This is a genomic window from Phycisphaerales bacterium (genome assembly GCA_016699835.1).
Taxonomy (GTDB): domain Bacteria; phylum Planctomycetota; class Phycisphaerae; order Phycisphaerales; family UBA1924.
The window spans coordinates 1111200-1124115 of the sequence record CP064987.1; the positions used below are offsets into that span (position 1 = coordinate 1111200).

The 12916-nt window shown below is 64.4% G+C and carries 10 protein-coding genes; 3 read left to right on the forward strand and 7 right to left on the reverse strand.

Features of this window, described 5'->3' with window-relative positions; translation table 11 throughout:
* The first annotated feature begins 5 nt into the window (after positions 1 to 5).
* Positions 6 to 1061, forward strand: a complete 1056-nt coding sequence (locus IPK69_04635; GenBank protein ID QQS09913.1) for a M48 family metalloprotease — start codon at positions 6 to 8, stop codon at positions 1059 to 1061.
* A 117-nt stretch (positions 1062 to 1178) separates the two neighbouring features.
* On the forward strand, positions 1179 to 1421 hold the full coding sequence (locus IPK69_04640) for a CDGSH iron-sulfur domain-containing protein (protein QQS10420.1): 243 nt from the start codon (positions 1179 to 1181) through the stop codon (positions 1419 to 1421).
* Positions 1422 to 1513: 92 nt separating this feature from the next.
* Here IPK69_04640 and thrC read toward each other — a convergent pair whose 3' ends face one another.
* Positions 1514 to 3052 carry a threonine synthase gene (gene thrC / locus IPK69_04645; protein QQS09914.1) on the reverse strand — a complete coding sequence of 513 codons (1539 nt, stop codon included), beginning with the start codon at positions 3050 to 3052 and terminating at the stop codon, positions 1514 to 1516.
* A 43-nt stretch (positions 3053 to 3095) separates the two neighbouring features.
* Between thrC and IPK69_04650 the strand changes: the two genes are divergently transcribed.
* Complete coding sequence (locus IPK69_04650) at positions 3096 to 4193, forward strand: hypothetical protein (GenBank protein QQS09915.1); 1098 nt, start codon at positions 3096 to 3098, stop codon at positions 4191 to 4193.
* On the opposite strand, the gene IPK69_04655 is transcribed toward IPK69_04650, so the two are convergent.
* The 6 genes from IPK69_04655 to IPK69_04680 all read right to left on the reverse strand — a co-directional run bounded on the left by IPK69_04655 (position 4190) and on the right by IPK69_04680 (position 11986).
* Positions 4190 to 6628, reverse strand: coding sequence for a hypothetical protein (locus IPK69_04655; GenBank protein ID QQS09916.1), 2439 nt, complete (start codon positions 6626 to 6628; stop codon positions 4190 to 4192). The two genes, IPK69_04650 and IPK69_04655, sit on opposite strands and share 4 nt — an antisense overlap.
* An 85-nt stretch (positions 6629 to 6713) precedes the next feature.
* On the reverse strand, positions 6714 to 7991 hold the full coding sequence (nadA, locus tag IPK69_04660; protein ID QQS09917.1) for a quinolinate synthase NadA: 1278 nt from the start codon (positions 7989 to 7991) through the stop codon (positions 6714 to 6716).
* A 66-nt stretch (positions 7992 to 8057) separates the two neighbouring features.
* Positions 8058 to 8396, reverse strand: a complete 339-nt coding sequence (locus IPK69_04665) for a PilZ domain-containing protein (protein QQS09918.1) — start codon at positions 8394 to 8396, stop codon at positions 8058 to 8060.
* A gap of 110 nt (positions 8397 to 8506) precedes the next feature.
* On the reverse strand, positions 8507 to 9148 hold the full coding sequence (locus IPK69_04670; protein ID QQS10421.1) for an HAD hydrolase family protein: 642 nt from the start codon (positions 9146 to 9148) through the stop codon (positions 8507 to 8509).
* Positions 9149 to 9720: 572 nt separating this feature from the next.
* Positions 9721 to 10947 carry a glycosyltransferase family 4 protein gene (locus tag IPK69_04675; protein QQS09919.1) on the reverse strand — a complete coding sequence of 409 codons (1227 nt, stop codon included), beginning with the start codon at positions 10945 to 10947 and terminating at the stop codon, positions 9721 to 9723.
* Between the two features lie 151 nt (positions 10948 to 11098).
* The gene (locus IPK69_04680; protein QQS09920.1) at positions 11099 to 11986 is read right to left on the reverse strand and encodes an anthranilate synthase component I family protein; all 888 of its coding nucleotides are present in this window, start codon (positions 11984 to 11986) and stop codon (positions 11099 to 11101) included.
* Positions 11987 to 12916: the final 930 nt, after the last annotated feature.

A 12916-nucleotide genomic window follows, 5' to 3' on the forward strand; every position in this document is an offset into this window, starting at 1 on the left:
ATCTCATGCGGATTGAGGGTATTCAGAGCGGTTTTTGTGGCTGGCGTCGGGGCCTCGTCGCGGGCATGGTCTCGACGGTGTGCGTGATAGGCCTAGGCGGGTGCGTCACGAACGAGGCGACGGGGCGGAGCATCTTCGCGATGTTGAGCCCGCAGGAGGAGATCGCCTTGGGTACCGAGGCCGCGGGCCAGTTCACGCAGGAGTATGGCGGGGCGGTGAAGAGCGCGCCCCTGAACCAGTATGTCACGAACCTCGGGCAGCAACTCGCGAGCAAGACCGAGGGCGATTACCCGTCGTATCCCTGGGAGTTCACGCTGCTCGACAGCGACGTGGTCAACGCGTTCGCGCTCCCCGGCGGCAAGGTGTTTGTCTCGAAGGGGCTGGCGCGAAGGTTGACCAACGAGGCGCAACTTGCCGGCGTCATGGGGCACGAGGTCGGGCACGTCACGGCCCAGCACGGCAACCAGCGGATCAGTTCGCAGACCGCGTTCAACGTCGGGCTGTCGGTGGCGGCGGTCGTCGTCTCGCAGAGCGACAACAAGCAGGTCCAGAACGTGGGGACGCTGGGCATTCCCGCGCTGCAGATCGGCGGGAACCTGGTGATGCTCAAGTATGGGCGCGACGAGGAGCTCGAGGCCGATCGGCTCGGCGTGCGCTACATGACGCGCTGCGGGTACAACCCGATCGGGCAGATGCAGGTGATGCAGTTACTGGCGAGCCTCTCGGCGAACTCGGAGAGGCAGCCGGAGTTTCTCTCGACACATCCGGACCCGGCGGCCCGAGTGGCGGCGATCCAGTCGATGCTCGCGGGGGAGTATGCCTACACGCAGAATAACCCCGAGTACCGGCTTGAGGAGCAGCGGTTCCGCTCGCAGTTCCTTGCGACGCTGGCGGCAATGGAAGGACGCGGCTGGACCGAGGGTGTCGTGAACGCCGGGGTGGTCGGGAGTGAGGATCCGGCTGCGGTGCTGGGTCCGTCATCGATGTGGTGTGCGCATTGTGCGGCGGAGGAGCGAGGTACACACTCCACAGCCGTCCACTCGGACGCTGTTGAGAACTGAGAGATTTGTTCTGGTGCCTCGGGTGAAGTTGTTCATGGCTGATCTGGAGATCGGCGGCAGCAGATATATCAGGACACCGCTCTAGAGAGCGGTGCCACCTTGAACGAGGAATGCATGATGGCGCGAATGGTGAAGCACGAGGGGATGGGGCCGATCAAGATTGATCCGAACGCCGAGGGCGAGGGGGCATGGCCTCGCGATGATCATGGGAATCTGAAGCCGGTGTTCGTGTGCTCTTGCGGGATCTCGAGTAGTTTTCCGTTTTGTGATGGATCGCACAAGCAGTGCAAGGCCGAGGTCACAGGGAAGGTGTACACCTATGACCCGGTGACGAAGCAGGTCACGTCGGAGGGGGCGTGAGCACGCTTCACGTGAAGTCGAGAAGAAGTAGAAGAAAGTAGAATTGGGAGCACCACGCGGAGCGTGGTGGTACCCAAGGCCTGTCGGCGCGATCAGCGCACGCCCATGGCCTTGAGGATGGCGTCGAGATCGTCGGCGACCTTGATCGGCGGATTGCTGATTCGGCCATGCGGCCTGGCGTGGGAGAGGTCCACGGCGGCGGCCTTGGTGTCCAGTCCCGTGTGATACGCGACGGTCACGTCGGGGTCTTTGAGCAGGTGTCCGGTGAGCACGCAGGCAACCGTGTCGGTGGGCTTGATGAGGCCTTCCTTGCGGAGCATTCGCACGCCGGCGACCGAGGCGCCGCTGGCCGGCTCGCATCCGAAGCCGTATTTGCCGACGAGGGCCTTGTGCTCGACGATCTCGGCGTCATCGACGCAGCGGACGACGCCGTTCATCGCCCAGAGCGCGCGGAGGGCTTTCGTGAGATTCACGGGGCGGTTGATCTCGATGGCGGTCGCTACGGTCTTCGCCCGCTCGTTGGCGGCGTCCATGCGTGCGTACTCGCGGGCGATGGCCTCTTGATCGAACCGGCCGGTGAGATCTGGATTGATGCCGGCTGTACCGGGTGCGGGCGAGTTTGAGTTCGGCGTCCACTTCAGGCCCAGTTCGTTGACCACGCGGTCGAGTGTGCGCGCGCCCTTGGCCTGGATGACGGCCAGCCGCGGAATCTTGGTGACTAGTCCAAGGGCCTTGAGTTCGAGGAAGGCCTTGGCGAAGGCGGAGCAGTTGCCGAGGTTGCCGCCGGGGACGAGGATCCAGTCGGGGACCTGCCAGTCGAGGCCCTCGAGAATGCGGAGCATGATGGTCTTCTGGCCCTCGAGTCGGAAGGGGTTGATGGAGTTCATGAGGTAGACGCCGACCTCGGGCATCTTCTCGGCGATGTGCTTGACGCGGGCGAGGCAGGCATCGAAATCGCCGGCGACCTGGAGCGTCGTCGCGCCATACTCGAGGGCCTGGCTGAGTTTGCCATAGGCGATCTTGCCATCACCGATGAAGACGAAGCACTTCATACCGGCAAGGGCGGCATAGACGGCGAGGGCCGCGGATGTGTTGCCGGTCGAGGCGCAGGCGACGCGGGTGGCGTTCACCATGCGGGCGTGGGTGAAGCCCGCGGTCATGCCGTTGTCCTTGAAGGAGCCCGAGGGGTTGAAGCCCTCGTATTGCAGCATGACGCGCCCGCCGTGGTCGATGTCCATCCCGAGTTCGCGGGCGAGGAGGTCGGCCCGCTGGAGATTCGTGCGACCCTCGCCGAGGGTGACGATGTCGGCCTCCTTGGAGTAGAACGGGAGGAGTTCGCGGAAGCGCCAGACGCCCGAGAAATCGAGCATGGAGGTTGAGGGCGACTGACCGGCGGCGGATCGCGGGCCACGTGTGCTGCTCCGGGCCTCGAAGGTGTCGAAGGAGGGGATCGCGTCGCGTCGCCACTCGTAGGCGACATCGAGGAGTTGCCCGCAGGACTTGCATGCGACGAGGACCTCGTCCACGGGGAACTCGGCCTTGCAGTCGGCGTTGATGCATCGCTGGAAGGCGCGGGCCACGGAGTTGCCGGACGCGGCGTGACGAGGGGACGGTTGTGCGGCGGTGGGCATGAGGGATCGTACGACGAGACCGGCACAAGGCTAACGATTGGTCATGGGCGAGCAAGGCAAGGACCACGCAACCGGGAACGACACCGCGGAAGCGACGGGCGGCGGGAATACGACCCCACTCGAATTCGGCGATCACACGCCACGGACGAGGCCGCCGCGCCGGCTCTGGCCCTACATCACGACGTATCTCGTGCTCCAAACGTTCGTCGCGATGGTGGTGTCGAACATCGTGCTCGGCAACTCCTTTCAGTCGGTGGACTCGATCCTGACCGCGATCCGGTATGGATTGTCGAATGTGGAGGGTGCCGTCGGCGCGTTCGCGCTGGCGGTGCTGCAGTTGTGCTTTATCGTGCCGGTGCGCAAGCCCGGCGAGCGTGACGATGCGCGAGTCTCGTGGTGGCGTGTGTTGGCGGCGGGGCTGGGCGTCGGCGCATGCGCGATGGGGGTCGGGTTGGCATTGCTGCACATCCTTCAAGTCTTTGGAGTCTTCCCGTTCACGGGCGATCGCGAACGAACGTGGTGGTTTCTTGGCGGGATGTTTGTGATCGGGTTGCCCCTGGGCGCGTACTTCAAGCGGCGATTCCGGGGCGGGATGCCCGTGACGTTCTCGCTGATCGTGGCGGGGATGGTGTGCGGCCTGCTCGTCGGCGCGATGGCGGGCGCGGCGCTGGGCGCCTGGGGACTTGTGACGAGCAACTCGCCGGGCGATCGGGTGGCGGCGACGTCGATCGTGGCGAGCGTGATTGTGGGATGGATCGTCGCGGCGCCACTGGTGTTGGCCTTCATGCGTAGAGGACCGAAGTCGCTGCTCGTCGAGTTCCGCCTGGCGCGCCTGGCGCAACGCCTTTTCATCGGAACGGCAATCGAGGCGCTCGCGATCCTGCCGATCGACGTCATGGTGCGGCGACGGACGAGTTGCTACTGCAGCGAGGGGACGTTCTGGTCGCTGATCCTGATGGGGTCGGCTGGGCTTCTCGCGCTGGGGCCGATGGTGTTTCTCCTGCCGTTGGGTCGGCGCCGCCAGAGATTGGTCGATGGGTGCTGCCCGGCGTGCGGGTATGACATGACCGCGACACCCAAGGCGGAGCGGTGCCCGGAGTGTGGCGTCGGATGGCGGGTCGCGAATGAGCCCGCTGATTAAGGGGCGATCGGAGGATCCGTGGGAGATATTGGGTCGAGACTCGATCCCGGGACGAGAGTTTCAGGAAGTTTGTCCTTTGGACGGTAGACACGCAAACTCTTGACCACGATCTGACCACCGGATCGTGACCCCGAGAGGGTGAGCAGTCCTCCGATTTGCGTTGTGGACTTGCTCCAGAGAAGACTGTCGGTGGTCTGGCACACGACTCCGTCAACGATGAGCATCGCCCTGGACTGGTCGATATCGAGGATGATGTGCCGATCCGGTTCGCCCACGGGGTCGATCTTGAACGAGTCTGTGGTGTACTGGTTGTCCTTGCGCTTTGCAGTGGAAATCGGTGGAGATAGTCTCACATCATCCTGGCGGATCGTTGTGCTGAAATAGGGTGTGCCCGCGCGCGGGTTAACCCCCGGCTTGAGTCCGATGGAGATCGACGAGGCTGGTGAGTATTTCGTTGGCGCCGGGTTCGGCTTGATTCTCACCTCGCAGTCGATACGAACTCGACCAGTCAGCCACAACTGAGAGAATGCGCTCGCACCAACGGGCACCATGGGTATGACTCGGCTAAGATCCAGCACAGATGTGCTCGCCTGGGGGTCGTCGATCCAGTCGCACCGCCCTTCCCAGACCGGCCTGAGTCTGAGCGAGAGCAGATCGATCGTCTCGCCCGCATCGAGCGCGATGTAGAACTCCTGGATCGTGAGTCTCTCTTCGAGTGCCCATCGGATCGAGTGTGACGTGGAGTTGGTGTGCAACGTCGCGGTCGCCGTGAGCGCCTCAGACCACTTGCCCTCGCGTTCGAGCCGATCGATCTTTGTGACCTCCTGCCGGATGTCCGAGCCGAAGCGCAAGACCCAGCGACGCACACCATTTATATCGAAGTTGAAGGTGTCCGAATCGAGTGGCACATAGGTGCGATCGGTCAGTTCGAGCAACTCGTCGCGTGCGATCGGCTCGCTGATGAGCCACGCCTGAGCCAGCGCCAGCGTCCACGAGGTATTGCGATCAATGCCAGGCCGATCGTGCCCCCAGAGCGGACGGAGGCAATCCGTGTACGCCGTGAGTGTCTCCTTTGGGAGTGAACCACGACGCCGCTCCCCCGTGTCGCGAGAAATCGATCCCGCATCCATCGAGGCCCGATCCGCAAGCCCGAGAGCGACCAAAGCGATCCGCTCCCCTCCATCGAGTTTCACGGCCTCTTCAACGCGACGAAGGAGCGACACGCGATCACGCGGCGAACCTCCCCAACGATCCAGCTTGGAGGACGCGAGTCGCGAGTACGCGGCGGCGTACAACGGGTCGGCACGAGTCGCCAACTGGAACCAAAACTCCGGCGTCTCGTGAGAGTTATTCGTGGATCCGGTGGCCAGACTGATGAGTTCCGTGGCCGCGTGCGGGCGATGTGGCGCCAGTTCGTGCGCGCGCCGGAGCGAGGCGTACGCGCCATCCATGAACATCTGCATGGCCTTGAACTCGACCTCGAGCGTCTCGCTGGCGTCGGCCGACCCGCGAGCGCTCCACGCCGAATAGAGTTTCACCACGCCGTCGAAGTACGCGGCCATCCAGGGATCGGCTCCATCAAGTTCGGCGTACAACCGGGCCGCTTCCAGATAGCACACCGCATCGAGATCATCATCGAGGTAGTCGGCGATCAACGAGGCGACCACACGAATACGCTCTCCCTGGAACCTCGGATCGTGCACGGCCGAATCGATCGCATCGACTATGACTGGCGCCAACTTCTTGACTCGCTCCAGATCCTCTTGTATATATCGCGAGGTCCGCTCCTCGTCTGATTCATCCTTCTTCCGCGTCACCGCACCCTTTCCGCCCCTTCGATCATCCATGCGCGCGAGATTCGAGGTGGACTCGGCAGAAAGCACGATTGCCAGCCGAAGAAGCGACGAACGCGTGAGATCGCCCATCGACGCGGTCTTTTCAGTATCAATGTACACGTGCGGCGCGCGTCGCTCGAGACGATTCGCGCCAGAGATCATCGATTCGATGAAACTCAGCGTGATCGAGTCGGCCGTCTTCGAGAGACGCACGCCCTTGAACTCGGGAGCAGCGTCCCAATCGATGCGGTGGATGCGGGTCTGATAGACCACGCTCTCGGCCAACTCGTCGAGGAATCGATCCAGGCCCGAGGCGCAAAGAGGTTGACTCATGGCATAGGCGGCAAGGTCCTCGCGCATCGCATTCGCGATCTGGACACGCGTCCACAACTCGCCGGATGTCCAGGGCGTCGGCTCGTGGTCCAGATCGACCAACTTCAGATATGCGGACTGCACGGGTGCATGCGTCCATGGCGCCGCGTTCAGTCCAGGTTCATCCCTCACCTCGGACGAGTTGGATTCGCTCGCCCCTTTGGACACGAACGACAAGCAAAGCACCAGGCCGATGACGATCGCGAAGACGAAATTGGCTCGTTTCATCGTCCCAGCGTACCCGAACGTCCCAGCACACGCAACCGGTTCGGCACGGCAAGCCGCAAGCCAACCATGAAACTTACATTGTTTCTTAGTCGACCGTGAGCAACCTGCCCGGAGCGAACCGTGCGCCCGTGTGCTCGAGCATCCGGTTGAGGGCGAGCAGGGCCGACTCACGGGCCTGGGGATGGACCTTGACGACGTTCACGGGCTTTGGCGAGCCATCCTTGCTGAAGGCGCCGGCGAGGTGGTCAAGGACCCAGAGCAGGTGGGCCTGATCGATGCGGTACATCGTCGTGCAGAGGCACTGGCACTCCGAGAGCATGCGGACGTGGACGTGGCGCTTCGCGGCCTCGTTGGCGAGGCGGTTCACGAGATTCGTCTCGGTGCCGATCGCCCAGCGGCTGTGCTCCGGGGCCTTGCGGATCGTGTTGATGATGAACTCGGTCGAGCCCGAGAGATCCGCGAGATCGACGACGCTCTTGGAGCACTCGGGATGGACAAGGACGCGCGTGGGCTCTTCCTTTGGATTGGCGCGGTCGTGGGCGCGGATCGCGGCGATGTGCTCGGGGCGAAAGAGTTTGTGGACGGAGCAGTGCCCGGCCCAGAGGATGACGCGCGAGGCGAGGATCGCGTCGGGTGTCGACCCGCCGAGGGGTTGTCCCTTGCGTGCGAGTTTGGGGTCATAGACCGTGGTCTCGCGATCGGTATCGATGCCATACGCGGCGGCGGTGTTCCGGCCCAGGTGCTGATCGGGGAGGAAGAGGATCTTGATGCCCGTGCCGGGCTCGACGCCGTCGGCGAGGGGTTCGGTGCCGCCGTTCATCGCCCAGCGGAAGACCTCGTGGGCATTGGAGGAGGTGCAGCACGCGCCGCCGTGGTCGCCGACGAAGGCTTTAATGGCGGCGCTCGAGTTGACGTAGGTGATGGGGACGACGCGTCCGGTCCAGCCTTGTTCGCGGAGCGACTCATGGATGGCGTTCCATGCGATGACGGTGTCGTCGAACTGGGCCATGTCGGCCATGGAGCAGCCGGCGGAGAGATCGGGAAGGATCACGTCGACGTGCTCTGGTGTGAGCATGTCGGCGGACTCGGCCATGAAGTGCACGCCACAGAAGACGACCCATTCGATGGGCGGCTTGCCGGCAGTGTTCCCGCCCGGTTGGGTCGCAACCTTGGCGGCGAGTTGGGAGAGTTTCAGCGAGTCGCCGGTGTAGTCGGCGTGGCGGATGACCTCGTCGGTCTGGTAGTGGTGTCCGAGGATGATGAGACGCGAGCCGAGTTCCTGGCGACGGCGCGTGATCGCCGCCGCGAGTTCATCAGCGGACGCGGTCAGGTATCGATCGGGGAGTGAGGGCTGCCACAGCACGAGAGGTGTCCTCCGTGCGATGGTACGGTGACTCGAAGGGCGAGGTTCTTGGACGTGCCCGACGGCTTACGCGGCATGGTCGAGGCGCTGGTCGGCGGGCTTGGCCTCGATGAACTGCACGCCAAGCATCTGCTCGCGAGAGTCCGTCGGGAGAACCCGCACAACCTGGGCGTGGAGGGCGGCGTTGCCCACCAGGATGTGCTGCCCGCTCCAGGCGATGACCAGGTCCAACTCGTCGGTCGTCGCGATCGGTCGAGAACTGAGCACGCGGACGAGCGCCCCGCCCGAGGAAATATCGCACAACAGCCCCGCGAGATAGCGCTGCGTCGGCCTGTGGAAGACCTTGCACAACTTGCTCGCGTTGCGGCGTTCGAACTGGCGTCGATCGTGCGACGTGGTCGCCATGTTCTGACTATCGACCATGCCGGGCGTCGGCTTTGGTGGGTCTATCCCGAGTGGCGAAGTTGGGGATCGGGCCGCATTCGTGGCCAATCGCCGCACTCCCTGCGTTGCGATTATCGGGCGTCGCGAGCCTTCCGGAGCAGATCACAGACTTCTCGGACCGCCCCGTTGCCACCGGGTCTTCGTGTGGCGAAGCGCACGCGAATCAGAACATCGTCCCAGGCGTCGGCGACAGCGATGCCCAGACCGACGTGCTCCAAACACTCGAGGTCGTTGACGTCGTTCCCGACGTAGCAGATCTGCTCGAGGCGGAGGTTCTTCTCCTTGGCGACACGTTCGAGGACGGGGAGTTTGTGGACCTGTCCCTGGATGCAGGGGATCTTGAGTTTGTCGCAGCGTCGCTGGACGACAGGGTTCTCCTCCATGGAGAGGACCATGACCTCGATGCCGACTTTCTTGAGCATGCCGATGCCCATGCCGTCGGACCGGTTGCAGCGGACGCGCTCCTGTCCATCCTGTGTCACGATGACGGCGTTGTCGGTCATGACGCCATCGAAATCGAAGACGACGAGTTGGATGTCTCGGGCGATGGCCTCGGCGCGCGGACGCTGGCGCTCGAAGTAGACGCCGCGGAGGAGACGGGCGAAGTGGCTGGGACTCTGGTGGAATACCGGCCAGGGGTGGGCGATGCAGCGCACGGCACTGGGCGGATCGGCGAGGCGGGCGCGCGTGGTGGCGAAGGCGGGATAGTCCATTGCGGGCTGGATGGAGCGTGCATCGGGCGTGATCGAGATGGAGCCGCTCAGCGTGGTGGCGAGGGCCGCCGAGGGGCTCGTGTGTGCGCGGAGCCAGTCGAGGTCGTGGCGTTCAAGACCAACCAGGAGCGGATGCACGACGATCACGGGGTCATGCGCGACGATGCCGAGTGTGGCGCACGCGTGCTCGAAGACGTTGCCCGCGTCTTTGGTGCACTCGCGAAACTCGGCGTTCGCGCGACGGGCCTCCGGCTCGAACTGACGCGGGGCGATGAGTGTGGGGGTCGTGCCGCTCTCGTGGAGCGAGCGCAGTGTCTCGGCGAGGACGGTCCCGCCGGCGAGGGGTGTGGAGAGCAGCGTGTGGAGCGTTGGACGATCGTGTGGGACTGGAACGAGTGTGCGCGGCGTGGTCATCGCGGGACCGTATGCCGGGCGCGTGGGTGTTCACCAAGTACACATGAGTTGCTCGTCGGTACGCGGCTCTCGAACATCGTACGGCAAATGTTGGAGAGGCACAAAGACACAGGCGTGACGCCTGTGCCACGAGGTTGGGTAGAGTGGCGACCTGAGACTCAGCCGGCTCGGCGTTTGGCGGACAGGACGCCGATGTGCTCGGTGCCCACGGCGAGAGCGAGGGCGTGGACCTCGAGTTCGCGGGGCAGGATCGCCTGGATGCCGAAGCGGGCGCGAGTGACGCGTGAGGCGGCCGTGCCGAGCATCTCGCGCCAATCGACGTCGTTGAGCAGTTCACCGATCGCGGTGGCGAAGGCCTCGGGGTCGCTGGGTAGTCGCAGTCCCGTCGCGCCGTGCTCGACGACATCACCAAGGCCCGGCGTGTGGGCGACGATGACCACGGCACCGCTCGCCATCGCCTCGAGAACAGTCTTGGGCTGGCCCTCAAGGTCCGACGCCTGGGCGTAGATCGTGCAGCGCGACATGAGCGACAGCAGTTCGTGATGTGGCATCCGCGGGAGGAACTCCAGGGGCGCACCGAGCGACATCGCGAGTTGCTCGAGCGTCCGCTTCTCCGGGCCCTCGCCGACGACCACGAGTTTCACCTTCTCGCGTTTGTCCTCGGGAAGATCGGCGATGGCGCGGACGAGCAGGTCGACGCGCTTGCGCGCGATGAGTTGGCCGGCGAAGAGGATCAGGCCCGGATCGCGATCGGACGCCGGGACGGGGTCGAAATCGGTGAGGACGTAGTTCGGGACGACGCGTGTGCGCGCCGGGTTCAGCCCGTACCGCCAGGAGAGGTCCGAGACCATCTCGCTGGTCGTGCCGACGACGACATCGGCGGCCTGGCAGAGGAGTCGCTCGCGAAGCCCGGCATCATCGGCGGCCTCGGAGTGCGGGCCATGCTCGTGCGTGACGAAGCGTGTCCAGAGGTAACCGCCGCGGGCAACGAGTCCGACGTCCTTGCCCTGGAGTCGGAGCCACTCGGTGAGCCGGACGGCCGCCTCACCGCCGACCATCTGGTTGGTCTTGACGACGACGCGGCGCGCGTCGCGGAGTTTTTCGTTGACGAGTTCGGGGAGTCGCGCCATGTACTCCATGATGTTGATCTGGCGCTCGTTGCAGACGAGGTGGACCTTGGCGGCCTCTTCGGGCGTGCAGACCTCGCGCAGGGTGTTGAGGTCCTCGGCGTCTCCATAGGTCACGAGGACCAACGAGCCGTAGCGTTTGAGGACCTCGCGGTACATCGCCCACTCGCGTCCGAGCAGGCCGGCCTGCTTCCAGCCCTTCAGGGACATCCCGAAGGTGAAGACAAGGACGAACGCATCGGCTACATTCGGCGGCACGAGGGACTCCCGGAGCGCCCGGGCCACACCCAACCCGGGCGAGGCCGCCAGCGCGCGACATGGAGCCTGTATCGGCGAGCGCGCACGGGCGCTCCAGCAGAGGTGCGGCAAGTGGGGTGAATGAGGAGGATGCGGCGGGATGGCCCGAGAATCAGCCTCGTTCGAGTGCCCGGAGCGGCCCTGCCTTAACCAGCGTCTCCTCCCATTCGGCCTTTGGATCGCTGTCGGCGACGATCCCGGCGCCCACGGCGTACTCGACCTCATTCCCCTGAATCAGGGCCGTGCGGATCGCGACGTTCAACTCGAGATCGCCGTTGTCGAAGAGGCCGCCGACGCAGCCGCAGTACGGCCCGCGTGATCGCTCCTCGAGTACATCGATGAGTTGCATGACGCGGATCTTGGGGGCGCCGGTGATGGACCCTGGCGGGAACGTCGCCGCGAGGAGCGCGTCAAGCCCCACGTCGTCGCGCAACTTGCCTTCAACCAACGCCGTGGCTTGCAGAATCGAGGTGCCGATCCCAGGTAAGGACGATGGCGTGCCATGCTGTTCGATCGTCCGGGGCGAGGCGACTCGGACGGAGCCAACCTCACACACACGCGAGAGGTCGTTGCGCATCAGGTCCACGATCATGTGGAGTTCGGCCCGCTCCTTCTCGCTCGACCAGAGTTCGTCGCGTTGTTCGAGCGATCGGCGTGTGCCCTTCATGGGGCGCGTTCGGACCCGGCGCGTGCCGGCATCGAACTCAAGGAACAACTCCGGGCTGGCGCTGGCGACGGCGTGGTGGACGCCCGCGTCGTTCCATTCCACATACGCTCCGTGCCAGGGATCGGCCGCCTCGAGCAGTCGCGCGAAGACGCCCCGCGCCGAGCCAAGGAGCGTGGCACGCATCGCGTGGGTGAGGTTGATCTGATAGCAGTCTCCCGCGGCAATGTGCGCCTTGGCGCGGGCAACGCCGGACATATAAGCCTCTGGTGCGGTCTCGATTCGAATGTCGCGCACGCCCGCGGGCACCACGGGGCTTGCGGGCGTCAGGAGCATTCGAGTCGCGTCGACCTCGGCGAGCGCTCCCGTTCCCCACCACGCTCCGTGTTCGCGATCGTGGATCAGTTGATCGCGGGTCTGAAACGCGGCAACGAGCGGCCATGTGGCACGATGTCGGCTGGAGGCCGTCGACTCAAAGGCCCCCCCAAGGTCGTACGAGAGCATGAGCAATGAGGACAGGGCGACCGGCTCAACGTGTGAACCGAGAACGGCACGTTCTGGCGTCTTTGCCGTCGGGCGAGATATCTGGCCGAGCCTTGCGAGCAAATCCCGTGCTCCATGGAATGTGTCCTCTTGGTGGTGCGTCTCAGGACGAGCGAGATACGACCAACGACGAGGCGATGTCGGCGTCGAGGTCGCCGGAAGCACGCCAAGAGACCACGCTTCTGGCCAACGGACCAAAATGTCGCCAGGAGACAGTCCATCAAGGTGAGGCAACCGCGTCGGACGCCAAACCGCCGGGGAGCACTCAACGGGGTTCTCGTTTGTGGTGGAAGTCACGATTCGGCCTGATGTTAGGGTGATCCTATCGGGCACTTTTCTGGGGATTGCACCGGGCTCATTGTCGCCAGTGCGTGGTAAGTTTCCTACACTTCCGGGCGCACCAACACACGGGAGAATCCCGGCGGGCCGCCGCTGCCCAACCCATTCGATCCTCGCAGGAAGTGTCCCCACGGAGCCGATCGCCACGACCAACGGCGGTTTGGGATCATTCGTACCCCTCCGGGTCCAATCCCAGACGACGAATGGACTCTCCAGAGCACGGCCCGCGGTCGGTCCCAACGTCCGATTGAGAAAGGTTCAGTTGTCATGCCCAAGTCGTTGTCGAAGTCGTCGAGCAAGTCCACCGTCACCCACGCCGCGCAGTCCGGCTCGAAGAAAGTAGTCAAGAAAGTGGCCAAGAAGACCCACGTCCTCGGCGAGGTC